Below are 22,020 nucleotides of genomic sequence, written 5' to 3'. Positions count from 1 at the left end.
GCCTAGACCAGCCGGTTACGCCAATCTCTCCATTGATCTAGGACAAATTGCCCAACTGTTTATCCTGTACTGAGACATAGCAAGTCCTTATTATTGCCGCGCCCAGCTCCTGCCACTCCGCGCACAGCCAGGGCACACCTCTACCATTCGCCGTTCAGCAGGAACTCGTAATGTCAGCCACGCTAGGCCGCGCCTTTGTTCAGAACTTCCTGGGGCAGGCTCCTGCCTGGTACAAGTACACCATCGTCGCCTTTCTGCTTATCAACCCGTTGGTCGCCCTGACACTGGGCCCGGTAACCGCAGGCTGGCTACTGCTCGCCGAATTCATCTTCACACTGGCCATGGCACTCAAGTGCTATCCGTTACAGCCTGGCGGGCTACTGGCTATTGAAGCGGTAATGATCGGCTTGACCTCCGCAGAAACAGTGCTACATAAGGTAGTCGGCAACATTGAAGTAATGTTGCTGCTGATCTTTATGGTCGCCGGTATCTACTTCCTTAAAGATTTACTGCTGTTCATGTTCACCCGCATTCTGCTCGGCGTTAAATCCAAGGTCACGCTGAGCCTGCTGTTCTGTGCCGCTGCGGCCTTGCTGTCTGCTTTTCTGGATGCATTAACGGTTACCGCCGTGGTGATTGCCGTATGCACCGGTTTTTACGGCATTTACCACAAGGTGGCTTCCGGTAAAACGTTCCAGCAAAAACATGACCATGGTGACGACACCACGGTGGAAGAATTGCACCGTGAAGACCTGCGCCGCTTTCGGTCATTCCTGCGCAGCCTGCTAATGCACGCCGCCGTCGGTACCGCTCTGGGCGGCGTCTGCACGCTAGTGGGTGAACCCCAAAACCTGCTAATCGCCAATAAGGCCGGCTGGGAATTCGGTGAATTCTTCCTGCGCATGGCGCCCATTACCCTACCAGTACTGGTGATGGGCTTCTTCACCTGTGCTTTCCTGGAATTCAGCGGCAGCTTCGGCTACGGCGAGGATATCCCTGAAAAAGTCCGCGGCATTATGCGCCAGTACGCCCTGGAGCAGGACCGCAAACGCACCCCACAAAATCGCGCCGCCTTGGTTATTCAGGCGATCACCGCTGTTTGGCTAGTCATCGGCTTGGCCACCCATGCTGCCTCCGTTGGTTTAGTAGGGCTCACTGTAATCATCCTCGCCACTTCATTCACTGGGATCATCGAAGAGCATCGTTTGGGCGCCGCGTTTGAGGAAGCCCTGCCTTTCACCGCCCTGCTCACGGTATTCTTCGCGGTGGTAGCAGTGATTGCTGACCAGCAGCTTTTCGCGCCGGTGATTGAATACGTGCTCTCTTTGGAGAAGCAGGTGCAGGGACCCGCGTTCTACATGGCTAACGGCATACTCTCGGCAGTGTCCGATAACGTCTTTGTGGCAACCGTCTATGTGGATGAAGTGGGTCAAGCGTTGCTGAAGAATGAAATTGACCGCGATACTTTCGACCTGCTGGCTGTAGCCATTAACACCGGCACCAACATCCCCTCTGTGGCCACGCCAAACGGTCAGGCGGCATTCCTGTTCCTGCTAACTTCAGCGCTGGCGCCGTTGGTGCGGTTATCCTATGGACGCATGGTGATCATGGCCCTGCCTTATACCATCGTGATGTCAATTACCGGCCTGGTCATGACCGCCACGGTGCTTGAACCTGCCACTGACTACCTGTACGAAAATGGCTGGATTCAGCATCATCAGGTGGAAGATCTTCAAGAAACGCCGCTAATCCCAGGGCACTGATTGCCCTGGGAACCCCGATGTGAAATGGGGATGGCGAAGAAACGTGCTAGTTGGGTGGGCTCGAGCCCGTAGGCCCTGCACAGACGGCAGATTAACTATTGCAGGGGCGTATCGCTATTTTGCCCAAGGCTCTGCCAAACCGTGGGCACCCCATTCTTTTTCGCAATAGCGGCCAGCTTGTTGCGGTGACGTTGTTGTTCATTCTCACTGGCACGCACCACACAAAGCGGGACGCGATCGGCACTCAAGCGCCTGATGGTCTCTGCTGCGGCGCCACCGCCCCGCTCACTGCTATCGTTGCCGCCCGAAAAAAGGCGAGTTTGCCCCCCGGTCATGGCAAGATAAACGTCTGCTAGAATCTCCGCATCCAATAGGGCTCCGTGCAATTCACGGTGCCCGTTTTCCACGAAATAACGGCGACATAGAGCATCAAGGCTATTCTTCTGCCCTGGGTGTTTCTGCCGCGCCATGACCAGTGTATCCAGCACCCCGCAACGCTGCTCAATGGTCCCATAGCGTGTGCCAAGCCGGCGCAACTCATGGTTGAGAAAACCCACATCGAAAGGGGCGTTGTGAATAACCAATTCAGCGCCATCTACAAACGCCAAAAATTCATCAACCACTTTGTCAAACGTAGGCTTGTCCGCCAAGAACTCGCTACTGATACCGTGAACCGCCAATGCCCCCGCATCGATTTCCCGCTCAGGGTTCAGGTACAGGTGCAGGCTATTTCCAGTAAGGCGGCGATTTTCCATCTCCACACAACCAATTTCGATCACCCGGTGCCCGTCATTCGGCTCAAGACCTGTGGTTTCCGTATCCAATACAACCTGACGCATTAGCTAGCTTGCCCCTGCTTGTGTTTCATTTCATCAATCCCCCGGTTAGCCAGCGCGTCAGCGCGCTCGTTACCTGGGTGGCCACTGTGTCCCTTGACCCACTGCCAGTCGATGTCGTGGCGTTGCACTGCCGCATCTAGGCGCTGCCATAAGTCAACGTTCTTTACAGGCTGCTTGGATGCCGTTTTCCAGCCTCGCTTTTTCCAGTTCGCCATCCACTGTGTAATGCCATCCATCACGTACTTTGAATCCGTGGTCAAGACCACCTGACAGGGCGTGTTGAGCGTTTCAAGCGCGACAATCGCCGCCATCAGTTCCATACGATTGTTGGTGGTTTCCGGCTCACCGCCGAATAACTCTTTCTCCTTATCACCATAGAGAAGAATAGCGCCCCAACCACCCGGACCGGGATTACCACGGCAAGCGCCGTCAGTGTAGATAATCACATTTTTCAAAGACTCAAGGCTCCCTGTTCTGTTGGCCCCAGCGGGCCACTGGTACTGGCACCACAGCATTGCGCGGCACTCTGCGTTGTCGGCTGGCCAACGGACGAACAACACCCGCCCGCTTCCTCGCCACCAGGAGGTACGTATTACCGTGGCGAGGCCATAAATAGCGACCCAGCCAGTCAAGCATCCGCACTCGACTGCGACCACGGTCGGACAACGGCATAGTATAGAAGCCACTGGCCATACCATCGACCTCAAATCCTAGAACCTGCAACCAATCCGTTAAGCGGTTGGGCCGGTAGTAGCGCCCCATCCAACCCGGTGACTTCCACCAAAGCAGCCAGCGTGCCAATCCCATAATACTGAGTGGATGAAAGCCAATGATCGCTATCTTCCCGCCGGGAGCCATACAGCGGGCAGCCTCACGTAATACCTGATGAGGGTCAGCGGAGAAGTCCATGGTATGGTGAAGCAACAACACATCTACACTATTTTTTGCAATCGGCAGTAAATCCAGCCGTGAATATAGCTTCACACCGGTAAAACCGGGTGGCGCAATACTGGTTTGCCAACGCAACGGCGATTCGGACATAAGATCACGACCGCCGCTAGAATAAACCGCCACCGCGCGCTGCCCAGCTTGACTGCGAAGCCAATCAGTCAGCATGGCCTTTTCGTCATTCAACAACGCCTGCCCCGGCTCACTGTCTAGCCATTCATCAAAGCCTCTGCCCAATTCACCGGAAGAGGTATTAAACGAAATACGGTTGAGTGGAGGTAGCTGCATGGCGGACAATCTCTTCATTCATGAATGTTAATTCATGCTTATAAAGCACCGAACCCGTGCAGAATCTATAGCACGTAAACAGGAGCGTAACACACATGACAGCCAGCCCTATCGCCATCCCTGCTTTCAATGACAACTACATTTGGGCGTTTCACCAACAAGATCAATGTGTGGTGGTCGACCCCGGTGACGCAGAACCTGTAGAGCGTTATTTGCGCGAGAACGGCCTGTCTCTATCCGCTCTGCTGATTACACACCATCACCCCGATCATGTCGGCGGTGTCGCAGCGCTTACCAAACACCGCGACATCCCAGTCTACGGCCCCGCAAAGGAATCCATTCCGGCCATGAGCCACCCTCTGCACGAAGGCGATACCATCACCCCGGCGGGTACAGATCTAGCGTTCACCATCATGGAGGTTCCAGGCCACACCCTCGGACACATCGCCTTCATCAACGACTCACACGGTTGGTTATTCAGCGGAGACACCCTATTTGCCGGGGGCTGTGGCCGCCTATTCGAAGGAACGGCAGCGCAGATGTTCCATTCACTTGAGCGCTTAGCTGCCCTGCCCGAAGCCACTCTTGTATTTTGTGCTCACGAATACACACAGGCCAACCTGACATTCGCTGCCGCTGTAACCCCAAATGATTCAGCGGTTCAAACACGCCTTCAAGCAGTCACCGAACTGCGTAAAAAAGGTAAAATTACGCTGCCTTCCACCCTCGCCGAAGAGAAAGCCACCAATCCCTTTTTACGCAGTGATAACGAAGAGGTGAAAGCGTCCTGTCAACGCCATGAGCCCGGATGCGGAGAATCTGATATTCAGTGTTTTGCAGCCTTGCGTCGCTGGAAGGATAACGCTTAGCGTCGCATCCTTGCCGTATCGTCTTTGCGACGCCAGAATGCATCAAATTCTTAGCGTTGTTCATAATTATGAAACACATTATTCCTTTGGCCTTTTTATTTGGCTTGGGGGCTCTCGGTGGCTGTGCCACCAATGACTCCCTAGAAAATCTCCCTCCCATGCCGGCCGCTAAGCCCTCTGTGGATGACCTAAAATTGGGCAACGGCATGGATGAACCGGCCCCAGTGGACGACAAAAATAAGCAGGCAATACAGGCAACAGATAATGACGATCTATGGGCGCGACTACGTGCCGGCTACGGATTGGATCTGAACATAGAAAACGATCGCATTCGCGTGCAGCGCGAATGGTACGCTCGCCATCCTCAATACTTCACTCGTGTCACTAGGCGCTCTGAGCGTTACCTACACTACATTATCGAACAGGCTGAGGCTCGTGACATGCCACTGGAGTTGGCATTGCTTCCCATCGTGGAAAGTGCCTTCGACCCCTTTGCCTATTCCCATGGCCGTGCTGCGGGCCCTTGGCAATTCATTCCCTCCACCGGCGATTATTTCGGTATGCAGCGCACTTGGTGGGAAGACCAACGCCGCGACATTCTTAAGTCCACCAACGCTGCGTTGGATTACTTACAAAAACTTTCCAGCCGTTTCGACGGTGACTGGCTGCTGGCACTAGCCTCTTACAATGCCGGTGGCGGCACCATTTCCCGGGCTATCCGACACAATGAAGAAGCAGGGAAACCCACCGACTTCTGGAACCTGAATCTGCCGCGCGAAACCACTGCCTATGTGCCTAAGCTGCTCGCAATCGCACAAATTATAGGAGACCCGGACACCTATAATGTGCCCCTACACCCGATCGCCAACGAACCCTACTTCATTACAGTTAACACAGGCGGCCAGATTGATTTGGCGCAGGCCGCACGGCTAGCAGACATTTCCGTGGAAGAGCTTTACCTACTAAATCCGTCCTATAACCGTTGGGCCACCTCACCCGACGGCCCCTTCCGCTTGCTCGTCCCGGTCAATCGGGCCGAACGATTCAGGAACAAGCTGGTCCACCTCCCCAAGGATCAGCGCATGCAGTGGGGCCGTTACCAAATTCGCCCCGGTGATAATCTGGGCGCTATTGCACGCCAGTACCGCACCACCCCCCAGGTACTGCGCAATATCAACCACCTCAAGAACAACACCATTATCGCTGGCCGCACCCTGTTAATTCCCGGCCCCGCCTCCACCAACAGTAATGATAGCCTTAGCGCTGAAACACGGCTGGCCAAAACACAATCGAAACGCCCTAAAGGACGCCAACGGATCGACTACACGGTTCAATCCGGTGAGACCCTATGGGAAATTGCCCGTCGCCATAAAGTCGGCGTACCAGAGCTAGCAAAATGGAATGGAATAGCCCCTAAAGACAACCTGCGTGTGGGCCAGAGCTTGGCGGTATGGACCAAAGGCAGCCTGGCAGGCAGCCCCGCTAGCGTGCCTGCTGCCAGCAATCCTAATATGGTACGCAAAGTCCGCTATGCGATTCGTAACGGCGATTCCTTGTATGCCATTGCTGACCGCTTTAATGTATCGGTCAACGACATAAAAAGCTGGAACAACAGTGTAGCCAGCAATCAATACATACAACCTGGGCAACGGCTGACACTCTACGTTGATATTCGCCAAACGCACTAAACTTACTTTTGCCTTTCTGGGCCTACTGCTCGGCGTGATATGCCACGCCGAGCCTACCCGTAGCCACGGTTACCATCCATTCGGCAGTCTCAAGTACCCCGTCGATTTCCAGCATCTCAATTACGTTAACCCCGGCGCTCCGAAAGGTGGCACCCTGCGCCTGTTTGGCCAGGGGACCTTCGACAGCCTGAACCCTTACATTCTCAAAGGGCGAAGCCCTGCTGACACCCCAGGCATTCAAATGTATGGGGTCACCGAAATTGCTGACAGCCTGTTGATGGGAAGCCAGCCCCATAATCCATTGGGCGATGAAGCTGGAGCAGCTTACGGCTTGATTGCTGACTGGCTGGAATATCCAGAGGATCGCAGCTGGTGCATCTTCCATATTCGTGACGAAGCACAGTTCCATGACGGTCACCCGATCCGGGCTGACGATGTGGTGTTCTCGGTAAATATTCTGCGCGAGAAAGGCCACCCGGAATTCGCTCTGCGTCTGGCGGACATTGCTAACATTGAAGCGATCGATTCACAAACGGTGAAATTTACCTTTCATCGCGGCCGTCGCGATTTGCCCTTAGTAGCCGGAGCTATTCCCATTTTGCCCCGCCACTACTGGCAACAGCATGATTTCGACAGCGCCTCACTGACCCCACCTCTGTCTAGCGGGCCTTACAAGGTCACTGAAGTGAAGGCTGGTCGGCAAGTCACCTTTACCCGGGTAAAAGACTACTGGGCCAAAGATTTACCGGTGAATCGTGGCCGTTATAATTTCGACACCGTAGAGTTCGAGTTCTACCGCGATGCTGATGTGGGTTTTGAAGCGTTTAAAGCCGGTGGCTACGATGTCCATTATGATTACAGTTCCAAGCACTGGGCCACGGCTTACAAATTCTCGGCGCTGAAAGAAGGCAAAGTAAAACGGGCTAACGTCCCTCATCGTATTCCCCGTCCAGTACAAGCCTTCTTCTTTAACACCCGGCGCGCACCCTTCAATGATATTAATGTCCGACGTGCTGCCAACTTGCTGTTCGATTTTCAATGGTCCAACAAGAACCTGTTCAGCGGCGCCTATAAGCGCACACAAAGCTGGTTCCCCAACAGTGTATACAGCGCAACAACACCCGCTTCTGACGCGGAAAAAGCCCTGCTCAGCCCCTTCATCGAACAGCTCCCTGATGATTACTTCACCGCCGACATCAGCGCGCCGATTAACGATGGTAGCGGGCAGATTCGTAATCGAATGCGCGAAGCCCTGGCACTGCTGAAAGAAAGCGGCTGGAAACTGGATGGGCAAACCCTGGTTAACGCCGAAGGCCGCCCGCTACAGTTCACTGTCTTGAACTATCACAACCCCGGCATATACCGCATTCTTGCGCCCTGGTTTCGTAATCTGAAACGGCTGGGCATTGAGGCCCAATACCGTGAAATTGATCCTGCCGCCTACAAGCAGCGCCTGGACACCTTCGATTACGATGTAGTGCTTTTTGTACTTCCCGTTCAGGCGTACCCGGGGCCGGAACTGAAAGACTATTTTGCGTCGGCCAGCGCCAAGGTCGTCGGCAGCCGGAACTTGGCTGGCATCCGTAATCCGGTGGTGGACTTTCTTGTCGAGCATGCACTCAGCACGGACAATGAAACCGATTACCGACTTAGCTTGCAGGCGTTGGATCGTATGTTGCGCTACCAGCAGTACGGGGTCTTGAACTACTATATCAACGACCATCGTATTGCCTGGTGGGACAAGTTTGCCCGCCCGCCGGAACCAATTCCCTATGGGCTGGGTCTGGACACTTGGTGGTTTAAACAATAACAAGGAGTCTTTATGGCCGTTAACCGCAGCCTGCTGCGAGGGCTATTGGTGGGTTTGTGCGCTCTTTCCGGCCTGGCACATGCCGATATTCACCGCAGCCACGCCATGGCCATGCATGGCACCCCAAAATATTCGGCAAATTTTCAGCACCTGGATTATGTGAATCCGGAGGCGCCCAAAGGCGGAATATTACGCCGTCACGTCATCGGTACGTTCGACAGCCTCAACCCTTTTGTGCCTAAAGGCACCGCCGCCGCCGGTATAGGCTCCCTTGTCTATGACACCCTTACCGCCCGCGCCGAGGACGAACCCTTTACCCAGTATGGCTTATTGGCCAAAACCATCGAATGGCCCAGCGACCGTAGCTGGGTACGCTTTCATCTGAACCCAAAAGCCACCTTCAGCGACGGTAAACCGGTGCAGGCCAGCGATGTGGTGTGGACCTTCAACACACTGATCAATGACGGCGCGCCCTTCTACAGTTTTTATTACAGTGGTGTCGACCACGTTACCGCCGATGACCCACACACCGTGACTTTCCACTTCAAGCCCGGTGACAACCGTGAGCTGGCACTGATCATTGGTCAGCTTCCTGTTCTACCCGAACACGTATGGGAAACCCGTGATTTTACCAATGCCGGCCTGGAAAAACCGATTGGCTCCGGCCCCTATGCCGTCAGTAAAGTGGATACTGGAAAAAAAATCACCTACCAACGCCGCCAGGATTACTGGGCCAAAGACCTGCCCATCATCCGCGGCCGCAATAACTTCGATACGATTTCTTTCGATTATTTCCTGGATGACACCGTTGCCCTGCAAGCATTCAAGCGTGGCGATTATGATTGGCGCTTCGAGATCAGCTCAAAGAACTGGGCCACCAGCTACAAGGGCAAAGCCTTTGACGAGGGCCAGCTGGTTAAGGAAGAGGTTCCCCACTCAAACCCGGCAGGAATGCAGGGGATCGTCTATAACCTGCGCAATCCGCTATTTCAGGATATTGCTCTGCGTGAGGCCATGACCTACGCACTGGATTTCGAATGGTCCAATGCCAACTTGTTTTATGGCCAGTACAACCGCACGCGCAGTTATTTCCAGAACTCTGATATGGCCGCCACCGGCCTACCCTCCGAAGCGGAATTGAAACTACTTGAACCGCTACGCGACGAGATTCCCGAGCGTGTTTTCACGGAAAGCTACCAACCGCCGAAAAGTGATGGCAGCGGCCGCCCACGAGCCAATCTGGCGCGAGCCCAAACGTTGTTGAAAAAAGCAGGCTACCAAATCAGCGACGGTCAATTGCACACCCCAAACGGCGCGCCAGTAAGCTTCCAGATAATGCTGCATCAGCCCGCATTTGAACGCATTCTTCTGCCGTTTGCTCGCAATCTGAAAGCACTGGGCATTGATGCACAGGTAGTCAAGGTAGACACTAGCCAATACGTAGAGCGCATTCGTAACTTCAACTTCGACATGGTGGTCAGCTCCTTTGCCCAATCTTCCTCCCCGGGCAATGAGCAACTGGAGTATTGGGGCAGCAAAGCCGCCAAAGACCCCAGCAGCCGCAACATCATCGGTATCCAGAATCCAGCCGTGGACACATTGGTTAATGCCATTGTCACCGCCACCACGCGCGACCAGTTGGTTATCGCCAGCCGTGCCCTGGATCGGGTACTGCAATGGAATTTCTATGTGATCCCAAATTGGTATGCGGACCACCATCGCCTATCTTATCGCAGTCGCCTGAAACACCCACCCTTGCCTGAATACGTTGGCATTGATGGTGCCATCGACACCTGGTGGGATAGCAACGCGCAATGATGCGACTTTATATTGCCAAACGTTTGCTGCTCATCATCCCCACCCTGTTCGGCATTCTATTACTGAACTTTGTGGTGGTGCAGGCTGCCCCCGGTGGCCCAGTGGAAAAAACCCTGGCGGAATTGCAGGGCATTGGCGGGGGCGCTGGCGGCAGTTTTGCGGGTGGCAGCGTGGATACACTCAGTAGTGGTGGCGACTACCGAGGTTCCAAAGGCCTTCCGCCGGAACTGGTAGAACGAATTCAAAAACTCTATGGCTTTGATAAACCGGCGCCAGAACGTTTTTGGCTGATGGTGAAAAGCTACCTGAGCTTCGATTTCGGCGAATCTTACTACCGTGACCGTTCAGTAACCGAACTTATCGTCGAGCGCATACCGGTATCGCTGTCACTGGGGCTGTGGAGCACCCTGATTGCCTATATGGTTTCCATTCCCCTGGGCATTCGCAAAGCCGTGAAAGACGGATCACGTTTTGATATCTGGAGCAGCACCGCCATTGTCATCGGTTTTGCCATTCCCAGTTTCCTGCTTGGTATCCTGTTGATCGTGCTGTTTGCCGGCGGTTCTTACTTTGAATGGTTCCCCCTGCGGGGCCTCACCTCGGATAATTTTGAGCAACTGAGTCTGTTTGGCAAAGTGACTGATTATCTGTGGCATATCACCTTACCTACCTTCGCGATCGTCGCTGGCAGTTTTGCCACCCTGACCATGCTGACGAAAAATTCTTTCATGGATGAAATTCGCAAACAGTACGTGCAAACCGCTCGAGCCAAAGGGCTAAGCGAAAAACAGGTGTTGTACGGCCATGTTTTTCGCAACGCCATGTTGATCATTATCGCCGGCTTCCCCGCGGCCTTTGTGGGCATGTTTTTCACCGGAGTACTGCTTATCGAGTTTATTTTTTCCCTCGACGGCCTTGGCCTGCTCGGCTTCGAGTCAGTGATTAACCGGGACTACCCGGTGGTGTTTGGCACCCTGTTTATCTTCACACTGATTGGCTTGTTGCTGAAATTGGTCAGCGACCTGACCTACATGTGGGTGGACCCGCGCATTGATTTTGAGCGGAGGCAGAGCTAATGGCCTTTAGCAACCCGCTCACGCGCAACCCGGTCTGGCAACGCCAGTGGCAGGCGTTTCGTTCAAACAAACGCGGCTATTGGGCGCTATGGATTTTTGTCACCCTGTTTGTCATCAGCCTCGGTGCCGAGCTGATTGCCAACGAAAAGCCGCTACTGGTCAGCTACGATAACGAATTCTACGTTCCCGTCTTCAATACCTATCCGGAAACCACCTTTGGCGGTTTTTTCGAATCGGAAACCAATTATCGCGACCCAGTCGTCAAAGAACTGATTAACGATAAGGGCTGGATGCTGTGGCCACCGGTTCGCTACAGCTATAACACCATCAATTATGATCTGGCGGTGCCAGCACCGGCCCCACCATCAGCCGAAAACTGGCTCGGCACAGATGATCAAGGCCGTGATGTATTGGCAGGCTTGATTTACGGCTTTCGTATTTCTGTCCTATTTGGGTTGGTATTGACCATCCTTTCCAGCATCGTCGGCATTATTGTCGGGGCAATTCAAGGCTACTATGGCGGCTGGCTGGATCTGGCCGGCCAGCGTTTTCTGGAAATCTGGTCGAGCATGCCCACGCTGTATCTGATCATCATCATTTCCAGCTTTGTGGTACCCAGTTTCTGGACACTGCTGGTGATCCTGCTGCTATTTTCCTGGATGGCTCTGGTGGATCTGGTGCGGGCAGAATTTCTACGTTGTCGGAACATGGACTATGTCCGTGCCGCCCACGCCATGGGCGTTCGCACTCCGGTCATCATGTTCCGGCATATGCTGCCCAATGCCATGGTCGCCACTATTACTTTCCTGCCGTTTATTCTCAACAGCGCAGTGGTCACCCTCACCTCTCTTGATTTCATCGGCTTCGGCATGCCGCCAGATGCACCTTCGCTGGGTCGACTGGTCGGCCAGGGAAAAGCCAACCTGCATGCCCCCTGGTTAGGCATCAGCGTCTTCGCCACTCTCACGTTGATGCTGACTTTGCTGGTATTTATCGGTGAAGCCATTCGCGATGCGTTCGACACAAGGAAGTTTCTGCAATGAGTCTGTTACGCATCGAAGGGCTGAGTATTCGTTTTGCCGGTCAGCTTGCCGTTGATGACATGTCGCTGGAACTCCATCCCGGCCGTATGCTGGCGCTGGTGGGCGAGTCTGGTTCCGGAAAATCCCTCACTGCCCTGTCGGTGATGGATCTGCTGCCGGAAAACGCACAGTGGCAGGCTGAAAGCCTGCAACTGGATGGCACCGATCTACAGTCACTCAACCGCGAACAGAAACGTAAACTGCGTGGTGGCCGTATCGGCATGATTTTCCAGGAACCGCTGACCGCCCTCAATCCATTACATACGGTAGAGAAACAAATCAGCGAAAGTCTGTTCGTCCATCAGGGCATGAGCAAGCAGCGGGCCCGCGAGCGCTGCCTGACGCTGTTGGAACATGTCGAGCTACCCGCCACAGCCGATATGCTGAGCCGCTATCCGCACCAACTTAGCGGCGGCCAGCGGCAAAGGGTCATGATCGCCATGGCACTGGCTAATGAACCTCAGATACTCATCGCCGATGAGCCAACCACCGCCCTGGATGTAACGGTACAAGAAACCATTCTCGATCTGATCAAACGCTTACAGAAAGAATTGAATCTTTCCATACTATTGATCAGCCACGACTTAGGTGTAGTCAGCCGTTTTGCCGAGGACATTGTGGTCATGCATAACGGCAAGCGTGTGGAATCTGGCCCCACCGAGACGGTATTAAGCCAACCAACACAGGATTATACCCGTCACCTTATCGAGGCGGAGCCACAGGGGCGCGCGAAACCATTGCCCGATGGCACCCCCGTGCTGCTGAGTGCCACCAACATTGCCGTCACTTTCAAGGGCAAGCGCCAGTCTCTGTTCACGCCACCAAGCCTGCTACACGCGGTAGACCACATCAATCTTACCCTGCGCGAGGGTGAAACCCTGGGTATCGTTGGTGAATCTGGCTCAGGTAAATCGACCCTGGCCCTGGCTTTACTGCGCTTGATCAAGAGTGACGGTGACATTGACATGAATGGCACTGATATTCGCGCCCTCTCTCGCACAGGATTACGGCAATGGCGCAGCCATTTTCAAGTGGTATTCCAGGACCCCTATGGCAGCCTCAACCCGCGCATGACAGTAGGCCAAATCGTCGCCGAAGGCTTGGCCGTTCACGCTCCAGAGCTGAGGAGTACAGAGCGGGAAAATCGTGTCTGCCGCATTCTCGAGGAGGTCGGGTTGCCCATTACCGTTCGTCACCGTTACCCCCATGAGTTTTCTGGCGGGCAACGCCAGCGCATTGCCATTGCCCGTGCGCTCATCATGGAGCCTGCATTACTGGTGCTGGACGAACCCACCTCAGCGCTGGATCGCAGTGTTCAGCACCAGATACTGGAATTGCTGAAGGCACTACAACAGCGACGGGGACTCAGCTATCTGTTTATCAGCCATGATCTGAAAGTTATCCGTGCTATTTGTCACCGTGTGTTGGTGATGAAAGACGGCAAACCCGTGGAACAGGGCGATACTGAGGCCATTTTTGAAAACCCACAGCAACCGTACACCCAGACGCTGATCGATGCGGCCTTTGCCAACAGCAGGAAACAGACGGTTGCACTTTGATCGCCCTCGATCGGGCGTAATAACCGGACTAATTGCCTATAATTAGTGACAAGTTCAAAGTTGAAAGTTAAAAGCGCAGATCACATTAGCGGCAATCTGGACTACCTTCATCGTAAACCTTGCGGTAGTAGAGCTGTTTACTTCCAGGCTCGGGAATGGTTTATGCCGATAGCAAGCAAGCCAGATCGTGCTTATTAACTTTCAACTTTCAACTTTCGACTCAAAAGTATATCGAGGATGAACATGGGATTTCTTGCAGGCAAACGTTACCTGATTGTCGGAGTCGCCAGCGACCGCTCCATTGCCACCGGAATTGCTGAAGCCATGCACCGCGAAGGTGCTGACTTAGCTTTCACCTACCAGAATGACAAGCTGAAAAGCCGCGTACTCAAAGCCGCAGAGCGCTATGGCAGCAGTGAAGCCCTGTGTTTCCCCTGTGATGTCACCAGCGACGAGGCTATTGATGCCGTTTTCTCTGAACTCGGCAAACAATGGGATGGCCTCGACGGCATTGTGCACGCCGTCGGTTTCGCCCCCGCTAACGAACTGGATGGTAACTTTGTCGATGTAGCCACCCGCGAGGGTTTTCAGATTGCCCATGACATTTCCAGCTATAGCTTCGTAGCGCTGGCCAAGGCCGGAAAAAGCATGCTGGCTGGCCGTAATGGCGCCCTGCTCACCCTTACCTACCATGCTGCGCGCCAGTCTGTACCGAACTACAACGTGATGGGCATGGCCAAAGCCAGCCTGGAAGCCTCAGTGCGTTACCTGGCCGCCAGCATGGGACCAGACGGTGTGCGGGTAAACGGCATCTCTGCCGGCCCTATCCGTACCCTTGCAGCCTCCGGCATTAAGAAATTTCGCAGCATGCTGGATTACAATGCGGCCAAAGCACCATTACGCCGCAACGTAACCATTGAGGAAGTGGGCAATACTGCTGCCTTCCTATGCTCAGACTTGGCCTCCGGCATCACCGGCGAAATCACCTACGTTGATGCTGGTGCGAGCACTGTGTCTATGCCGTTTGAACTGGAGCTTTAAGAACGTCTTTCTTACTTATTAACGCCCACAAAAAAGCCCACCGCTTAGGTGGGCTTTTTTGTGGGCGGAACTTTCAGAGTATTATTCGCCCTGATTGGCACTCAATCGAGACGGATACAGTTCCACATCACCTTCATCACGGAGTAAAGCAACCACCTGACGGAAGTTTCGTTGGCCTTCGACGTTGCCAAGCTCTATAAGAGCTGCCTGCTGTTGGGCAGCACTCAGCGGCTCAGCATTACCGTCTGCGACACTGGTTACCTGATAGGCAACAACTGAACCATTGCCCAAACGAGTAATCGAGACTGGTGAAGCGTCACCTTCTGCAGCGCGAGGAGCACTAAAGGCACCATTTACCACTTCCATCGCGGGTTCGGCGCCGCCACGTTGCAAGCCTTCCTGTTCGGCGATTTCCACATCAAACAATGTAGCCACTGATTCCAGGTTGCCACCTTCCTCGATCGTTTTCTCAGCCATTTTTGCCAGTTGCTGTACTTTGTCCATCGCTAGCTCACCTTTCAACCGCTCGCGAATGGCAAAAGAAACCTCGTCAAGGGGCATCGGCTCAGCAGGCTTATCTTCAGCAATACGCACAGCGATATAATGCGTGGAATCCACTTCAATTAAATCACTGTTATGGCCTTGCTGACGAACCTGCTCTGAATTAAGAGCCTGTTGCACTTGCGGCAACGATAACGGTGCATTTGCAGCAGCAAGATCAATCCAATCAGTCGTCACCACGGAAACACCTACTTGCTCAGCTGGACTCTGTAGGTCTGGATGCTCATAAAGAAGCTCTTCAAGCTTCGACACATCCTCGTTCAGCAACGATTCTGCTCGGGCTTTAGTCAAATCAGCACGGATCTGATCAGACAGATCGGCTAATGACGGCAACGCTGTCGCAGTGTCTTCTTGCGTTACGAATATAAGGTGCACACCTGCATCAGTAACCACCGGAGCAGAAACGGTTCCAGGCGACAACTCTGCAATCGCTGTTTCCATTTCTTCAGGCAAGGCTCCTTTAGATACCACGCCCAGCTCACCACCGGATTGGGCACTGCCTAAATCATCGGAATATTGGGCAGCGACGTCCGCAAAAGAAGCACCATCTGCAATGGCTTTAGCCGCTTCACGGGCACGGGCCTTTGCCTGATCAAGATCACGATCATCATTCAATTCGATGAGGATATGCGACACATGACGCCGTGCGTCACCGGCGCCCGCTTCTTCCATAATGGATTTGCGAACGTCGTATTCCGCCTCCACCTCTTCGTCAGTCACGCTGACCTGATCTGTGTACTTATCAGCGGACAATTCAACGTAGGAAACCTTGAATTCTTCAGGACGCATGAACTCACCCTGATTGTCGTCGTAAAACGCTTTGACGTCTTCATCCGATACGGTGAATTGCTTGCGCAGAGAATCGATATCCAATTGTACATAGCGAATGTCCCGTGACTGTTCACCCAAACGACGCTGCTCGTTCAATTCTAAGGGCAGCGAAAAATCCGTCTGCATAAAACCGGCACGGAACTGCTCTTTAAGCATGTCCTGACGTAGGCCTTGAACATAGGTTTGTGGATTCATGCCACGGGCGCGCAGCTCACGTTCAAATCGTTGTTCAGAAAACTTTCCGTCTACTTGAAATAACGGCACTTTGTAAATATCGGCGGCAACCTGTTTTTCACTGAACACCATATTTGATTGCTCAGCCGCTGAAAGGATCAATTGCTCGTTAACAATTCCATCCAACACCATTTCCGGACGCACAAAGGAATCTAGCAAGGCGGGGTTCATGTTCGGGCTCTGCTCGCGAAGCATGTTACGAACCCGCTCAACCCGTTGATTGACTACGCCACGAGTGATCTTACTACCTTCAACTTCAGCTACCACATCGCCAGTACTTCCTCCGACAAAATAGCCATAAAAGCCGGAAATCACGAAAGGAAGAATGATAGCGGCAAGCAGGACCTTGCCCACGGGACCGCGGACAAACCGTCTGAACTCCTGCATGAAATTACTCCGTAAGGATATTCTGTAATTGGACCTTGTTATTCAGAACCGACAAGTTGCTGCGGGTTCCCTTATAATGCAAAAAAGCGTACTCGCTACGAGTACGCTTTCTCAAACTGGCGGAGCGGACGGGACTCGAACCCGCGACCCCCGGCGTGACAGGCCGGTATTCTAACCAGCTGAACTACCGCTCCTGCAAACAGTTTAGTTCACCGCATCTTTCAGCGCTTTACCCGCTTTGAAGCCCGGCACGTTGGCAGCAGCTATTTTGATAGTCTGACCTGTTTGCGGGTTACGACCATCGCGAGCTTCACGACGCTTAACAGCAAAAGTACCAAAACCTACTAGAGAAACGCTGTCACCATTTTTCAGGGCACCAGTTACCGCTTCCAAAGTAGAATCCAGAGCGCGACCAGCGTCGGCTTTGGAAATATCCGCGCTAGCGGCAATCGCATCAATCAACTCTGATTTATTCACAAAGTTCCCCTTTCTCTATTTTCCGGTTTTATGGTCGAGGCGGATGCACTCTCCTTATGCAAGGCCGCCTTTATACCAACGGGTACTAGGGGCGTCAAGAAAGGAAAAGTACGATCTCACCCAAGTTAAACGTATTGAAAATACCTTGCAGATCAACTATTTAAAATGTTCAAAAGTGATCTATTAATGAGTACTAGGACGCTTGTTACCTTCCTGGTTTTTCTCATCTGCTAACGCCAAATCTTCTTCCAATTCCGCTTCAGAAAGCGGGCTTGGTTGACGACTTAGAGCCACATCAAGTACCTGGTCAATCCATTTTACTGGTCGAATATCCAAGGACGCCTTGATATTATCGGGGATCTCTTTGAGGTCCCGCTCATTCTCATCTGGAATCAATACTGTCTTAATTCCACCACGATGGGCAGCAAGTAATTTCTCTTTGAGGCCACCAATTGGTAGCACCTGCCCACGCAGAGTAATCTCACCGGTCATCGCCACATCAGCACGTACCGGAATGCCCGTAAGCACAGACACCATGGCCGTGCACATACCCACACCCGCACTGGGGCCGTCTTTCGGCGTTGCCCCTTCGGGGACATGCATGTGCAGATCGTTACGATCCAAGGCTCGGCGCCGAATACCCAAGGTGCTTGCGCGGCTTTTAACCACTGTCCATGCAGCTTGAATAGATTCCTGCATCACATCACCAAGGGAGCCTGTAGAAATCACACGTCCTTTACCCGGTGTAGAAACGCTTTCAATAGTGAGCAGCTCTCCACCAACGGATGTCCAAGCCAGTCCCGTTACCTGCCCGATCTGATCTTGCTCTTCAGCACGACCAAAACTGAACTTACGCACACCAAGATAATGCTCAAGCAGCTCTTCGGTCATGGTGACTGTTTTGGCCTCGCCGCTTAGCAAATGTTCCTTCACTACTTTGCGGCAGATCTTGCTGATCTCACGTTCGAGACCACGCACACCCGCTTCACGGCTGTAATGACGCACGATGTACCGTAACACGGCTTCATCAAAAAGCAGCTCACCTTTTTTCAAACCGTTGTTTTTGATTTGCTTGGGAATCAGATACTGCGAAGCAATATTGATCTTTTCTTCCTCTGTGTAACCAGGAAGGCGAATCACCTCCATGCGATCCAGCAGTGGCGCTGGAATATTCATGGAATTAGAAGTACAGATAAACAACGTTTCAGACAGATTGTAATCCACTTCCAAGTAATGATCGCTGAACGTATCATTCTGCTCTGGATCGAGCACTTCCAACAAAGCAGATGCTGGATCGCCACGACTATCCATGCCCATCTTGTCTATTTCATCAAATAGAAACAGCGGGTTACGCACTCCCACTTTAGAAATTTTCTGAATTACCTTACCAGGTAGGGAGCCAATATAAGTACGGCGATGGCCACGAATTTCAGCTTCATCTCGAACGCCACCCAGAGCCATGCGCACAAACTTTCGGTTGGTTGCACTGGCAATGGATTGTCCTAACGAAGTCTTGCCGACACCCGGCGGGCCGACCAAACACAACACCGGCCCTTTCACTTTGCCTACCCGACTTTGGACTGCAAGAAATTCCAGCACGCGGTCTTTAACATCTTCTAAACCGTAATGATCCCGGTCCAAAACCTCTTTCGCATATTTAAGATCGTGACGAACTCGGCTGCGCTTTTTCCATGGCACCGACGTCATCCAGTCAAGGTATCCGCGTACCACCGTGGCTTCCGCTGACATGGGTGACATCATCTTAAGTTTATTCAGTTCAGCCAGTGCCTTGTCATGGGCTTCTTTAGGCATGCCCGCACTGTCAATTTTCTTTTCCAAATCGTCTAGGTCGTTACCACCGTCTTCCAGATCGCCTAACTCTTTCTGGATGGCTTTCATCTGTTCGTTCAGATAGTACTCGCGCTGGCTTTTCTCCATCTGCTTCTTTACGCGGCCACGAATGCGCTTTTCTACTTTCAGCACATCGATGTCTGATTCCATCAGCGCAATCAAATGCTCCACGCGCTCTCGCACGTCTACCATTTCCAACACATCTTGCTTTTCTTCAAGCTTGAGCTGTAAATGGGCGGCAATGGTATCGGCCAAGCGACTAACTTCATCAATAGAAGAAACGGAGCCGGTAACCTCTGGAGCCACTTTCTTTGACAGTTTCACATAGTCTTCAAACTGACCTTGCAAAGAACGAGATAGCGCATCCTGTTCGCTCTCTTCAGGCAATCCTTCTTCCAGTTCGCGGACATCCGCAACTGCGCCATTGTCGCCAAATTCGGCCTTGGCCAAATGCGCACGTTGACCGCCTTCAACCAAAACCTTAACCGTCCCGTCGGGCAATTTAAGCAACTGAAGAATGGTGGAAATAGTGCCCACCCGGTAAACGTCATCCACAGATGGATCGTCATCGGAAGCATTACGCTGGGCTACCAGCATAATCTGCTTATCGGCGGCCATCGCAGCTTCGAGAGCCGCAATGGATTTTTCCCTGCCAACAAACAGCGGAATAACCATGTGCGGGTACACTACTACATCACGCAGCGGTAAAAGCGGAATATCTTTCAGCACGTATTGCCTCTATGACTTAGGTTGCACAAGGACGGATCCGGACTCTGTCCAGATCTCAATCCGGCGCGACCTTGGAAGACTGCTCGTTGTTTTCGTAAATCAACAAGGGCTCAGATTCGCCTTTGATAGTAGGGCTATCAATAACTACCTTGGCAACGCTCTCCATGGATGGCACCTGATACATGGTATCAAGCAGCACGCTTTCCAGAATTGAACGCAAGCCCCTGGCACCCGTTTTGCGCACCATCGCCTTGTTGGCAATCGCTTTTAATGCATCTTCGCGAAAGTCCAGCTCCACCCCTTCCATCTCGAACAGGCGAGCATACTGCTTGGTCAATGCATTGCGCGGCTCTGTGAGGATCTGAATTAGTGCATCCTCGCTAAGCTCTTCCAGAGTAGCGATAACGGGTAGGCGACCAATAAACTCTGGAATCAGGCCGTACTTGACCAGATCCTCTGGTTCAACATCGACCAATAGCTCACCCAGATTGCGCGTATTATCTTTGCTCTTCACCTCAGCGGAGAAACCAATCCCCCCCTTTTCAGAGCGCTCGCGGATCACCTTGTCCAGGCCCGCGAAGGCTCCGCCACAGATAAATAGCATGTTCGAGGTGTCTACTTGCAGAAACTCTTGCTGAGGATGTTTGCGCCCACCCTGAGGTGGCACTGAGGCTACAGTGCCTTCAATTAACTTCAACAGCGCTTGCTGAACACCCTCCCCACTCACATCACGGGTAATAGAGGGATTGTCCGATTTGCGAGAAATCTTATCGATTTCATCGATATAAACGATGCCGCGCTGAGCCTTGTCCACATCGTAATCACATTTCTGTAGCAATTTTTGAATAATATTTTCCACGTCCTCACCGACATAACCGGCTTCGGTAAGGGTGGTGGCATCAGCAATGGTAAAGGGCACGTTCAACATGCGGGCCAACGTTTCTGCCAACAGGGTCTTACCACTACCGGTAGGACCAATAAGCAAAATATTACTCTTACCCAACTCAACTTCATCACGGCCTTTGCCACCACTGCGCAGGCGCTTGTAGTGGTTGTAAACCGCCACGGCCAACACCTTCTTGGCCCTTTCTTGGCCAATCACGTACTCGTCGAGGGTATCTTTAATTTCATTGGGCTTAGGCAGGCGTTCGCCATCAGTCTCGCTGGTGTCTTCCTGCACTTCCTCGCGGATAATGTCGTTACACAGATCCACGCATTCATCGCAAATAAAGACCGAGGGCCCCGCAATTAGCTTGCGTACCTCATGCTGGCTTTTGCCGCAGAATGAGCAATACAGCAACTTGCCGTCGTCGCCCTTGCCAGTGGAATCGGTCATCGAATTGCCTCTAAACCTGTGTATTTGCTTTGAAGATGCCGTGTCGCCCGCTGTTTTTCAAGCCCACCGAGCTGCTATACCGCACCGTTAGAACTGTTCTTGTACCAACAAGCCTATTAAACAGGGCGCTGGCTCAATACCGCGTCAATGATGCCGTATTCTTTTGCTTCGTCGGCACTCATAAAGTTATCGCGGTCAGTATCTTTTTCCAGCTGTTCAATTGGCTGGCCGGTGTGATGCGCCAGCAAACTGTTTAATTGGCCTTTGATTTTTAGGATTTCCTTGGCGTGGATCTCGATATCTGACGCCTGACCCTGAAAACCACCCAGTGGTTGATGAATCATCACCCGGGCATTGGGTAGCGCAAAACGCTTGCCAGCAGCACCCGCGGTAAGCAGAAAAGCGCCCATGCTGGCCGCCTGGCCAATACACATAGTGGATACATCCGGCTTGATGAACTGCATGGTGTCGTAGATGGACATCCCTGCTGTTACCGAACCCCCTGGGCTATTGATATACAGATGGATATCTTTGTCCGGGTTCTCAGATTCTAGAAATAGCATCTGCGCCACAATCAGGTTGGCCATATGGTCTTCCACCTGACCGATCATGAAGATCACTCGCTCCTTTAAAAGGCGGGAGTAAATATCAAAAGAACGCTCTCCACGGGCAGTCTGCTCGATCACCACCGGTACCAAACCCAGGTTAGTCGGATCTTTGATGAGCTGACTCATTTCCGGGGTAAGCGAGTTAATACGGCTGAAGTCGATCATGTAGCGCTATCCTTCTCGTTGATTGTCCGTGGACACTCTCAACTGTTTATTGATGTCGGC

Annotated in this window: 17 protein-coding genes and 1 tRNA gene; 9 read left to right on the top strand and 9 right to left on the bottom strand. The window is 52.8% G+C overall.

The features are described from left to right. Positions 1 to 170 precede the first annotated feature (170 nt). Complete coding sequence (nhaB, locus tag AS19_RS06485) at positions 171 to 1,763, top strand: sodium/proton antiporter NhaB (RefSeq protein ID WP_011588509.1); 1,593 nt, start codon at positions 171 to 173, stop codon at positions 1,761 to 1,763. 95 nt (positions 1,764 to 1,858) lie between these two features. On the opposite strand, the gene dnaQ is transcribed toward nhaB, so the two are convergent. Genes dnaQ through AS19_RS06470 form a run of 3 tightly spaced genes read right to left on the bottom strand, consistent with a single transcriptional unit; the run spans position 1,859 to position 3,838 of the window. Then, a complete protein-coding gene (dnaQ, locus tag AS19_RS06480) occupies positions 1,859 to 2,602 on the bottom strand; it encodes a DNA polymerase III subunit epsilon (protein ID WP_011588508.1) in 744 nt (247 codons plus the stop codon). After that, a complete protein-coding gene (rnhA, locus tag AS19_RS06475) occupies positions 2,602 to 3,057 on the bottom strand; it encodes a ribonuclease HI (protein ID WP_011588507.1) in 456 nt (151 codons plus the stop codon). The genes dnaQ and rnhA overlap by 1 nt, the downstream gene beginning before the upstream one ends. 4 nt (positions 3,058 to 3,061) lie before the next feature. Further along, positions 3,062 to 3,838 (bottom strand): class I SAM-dependent methyltransferase, encoded by a 777-nt coding sequence (locus AS19_RS06470; protein ID WP_011588506.1) that lies wholly within the window; start codon positions 3,836 to 3,838, stop codon positions 3,062 to 3,064. Positions 3,839 to 3,933: 95 nt separating this feature from the next. Here AS19_RS06470 and gloB point away from each other — a divergent pair, with 95 nt between their 5' ends. The 8 genes from gloB to AS19_RS06430 all read left to right on the top strand — a co-directional run bounded on the left by gloB (position 3,934) and on the right by AS19_RS06430 (position 14,781). Then, positions 3,934 to 4,707 carry a hydroxyacylglutathione hydrolase gene (gloB, locus tag AS19_RS06465; protein WP_011588505.1) on the top strand — a complete coding sequence of 258 codons (774 nt, stop codon included), beginning with the start codon at positions 3,934 to 3,936 and terminating at the stop codon, positions 4,705 to 4,707. A gap of 68 nt (positions 4,708 to 4,775) precedes the next feature. Next, positions 4,776 to 6,395, top strand: a complete 1,620-nt coding sequence (locus tag AS19_RS06460; protein ID WP_011588504.1) for a LysM peptidoglycan-binding domain-containing protein — start codon at positions 4,776 to 4,778, stop codon at positions 6,393 to 6,395. After that, positions 6,373 to 8,205: an extracellular solute-binding protein gene (locus tag AS19_RS06455; RefSeq protein WP_011588503.1), complete on the top strand. Its 1,833-nt coding sequence runs from the start codon at positions 6,373 to 6,375 to the stop codon at positions 8,203 to 8,205. Before AS19_RS06460 ends, AS19_RS06455 begins: the two co-directional genes overlap by 23 nt. A gap of 12 nt (positions 8,206 to 8,217) precedes the next feature. After that, complete coding sequence (locus AS19_RS06450) at positions 8,218 to 10,023, top strand: extracellular solute-binding protein (RefSeq protein WP_046961844.1); 1,806 nt, start codon at positions 8,218 to 8,220, stop codon at positions 10,021 to 10,023. After that, positions 10,023 to 11,099, top strand: coding sequence for a microcin C ABC transporter permease YejB (locus tag AS19_RS06445; protein WP_041705340.1), 1,077 nt, complete (start codon positions 10,023 to 10,025; stop codon positions 11,097 to 11,099). The genes AS19_RS06450 and AS19_RS06445 overlap by 1 nt, the downstream gene beginning before the upstream one ends. After that, the gene (locus AS19_RS06440) at positions 11,099 to 12,142 is read left to right on the top strand and encodes an ABC transporter permease (protein ID WP_011588500.1); all 1,044 of its coding nucleotides are present in this window, start codon (positions 11,099 to 11,101) and stop codon (positions 12,140 to 12,142) included. The genes AS19_RS06445 and AS19_RS06440 overlap by 1 nt, the downstream gene beginning before the upstream one ends. After that, a complete protein-coding gene (locus AS19_RS06435; RefSeq protein ID WP_011588499.1) occupies positions 12,139 to 13,740 on the top strand; it encodes an ABC transporter ATP-binding protein in 1,602 nt (533 codons plus the stop codon). The genes AS19_RS06440 and AS19_RS06435 overlap by 4 nt, the downstream gene beginning before the upstream one ends. A gap of 243 nt (positions 13,741 to 13,983) precedes the next feature. Further along, a complete protein-coding gene (locus tag AS19_RS06430; RefSeq protein WP_035458284.1) occupies positions 13,984 to 14,781 on the top strand; it encodes an enoyl-ACP reductase in 798 nt (265 codons plus the stop codon). Between the two features lie 81 nt (positions 14,782 to 14,862). Here AS19_RS06430 and AS19_RS06425 read toward each other — a convergent pair whose 3' ends face one another. The 6 genes from AS19_RS06425 to clpP form a co-directional block, all read right to left on the bottom strand. Next, positions 14,863 to 16,794 (bottom strand): SurA N-terminal domain-containing protein, encoded by a 1,932-nt coding sequence (locus AS19_RS06425; RefSeq protein ID WP_011588497.1) that lies wholly within the window; start codon positions 16,792 to 16,794, stop codon positions 14,863 to 14,865. 117 nt (positions 16,795 to 16,911) lie between these two features. Then, positions 16,912 to 16,988 (bottom strand) — tRNA-Asp (locus AS19_RS06420). Positions 16,989 to 16,998: 10 nt separating this feature from the next. Further along, a complete protein-coding gene (locus AS19_RS06415) occupies positions 16,999 to 17,271 on the bottom strand; it encodes an HU family DNA-binding protein (protein ID WP_011588496.1) in 273 nt (90 codons plus the stop codon). A 183-nt stretch (positions 17,272 to 17,454) separates the two neighbouring features. After that, positions 17,455 to 19,851: an endopeptidase La gene (gene lon, locus AS19_RS06410; protein ID WP_011588495.1), complete on the bottom strand. Its 2,397-nt coding sequence runs from the start codon at positions 19,849 to 19,851 to the stop codon at positions 17,455 to 17,457. A gap of 55 nt (positions 19,852 to 19,906) precedes the next feature. Continuing rightward, positions 19,907 to 21,187, bottom strand: coding sequence for an ATP-dependent Clp protease ATP-binding subunit ClpX (gene clpX, locus AS19_RS06405; RefSeq protein WP_011588494.1), 1,281 nt, complete (start codon positions 21,185 to 21,187; stop codon positions 19,907 to 19,909). Between the two features lie 116 nt (positions 21,188 to 21,303). Further along, positions 21,304 to 21,960: an ATP-dependent Clp endopeptidase proteolytic subunit ClpP gene (gene clpP, locus AS19_RS06400; RefSeq protein ID WP_011588493.1), complete on the bottom strand. Its 657-nt coding sequence runs from the start codon at positions 21,958 to 21,960 to the stop codon at positions 21,304 to 21,306. Positions 21,961 to 22,020 lie beyond the last annotated feature (60 nt).

The organism is Alcanivorax sp. NBRC 101098 (assembly GCF_001010505.1).
Classification (GTDB): domain Bacteria; phylum Pseudomonadota; class Gammaproteobacteria; order Pseudomonadales; family Alcanivoracaceae; genus Alcanivorax; species Alcanivorax borkumensis.
The sequence above is the reverse complement of the archived record's forward strand: the minus strand, read 5'-3'. Positions and strand labels throughout refer to the sequence as shown.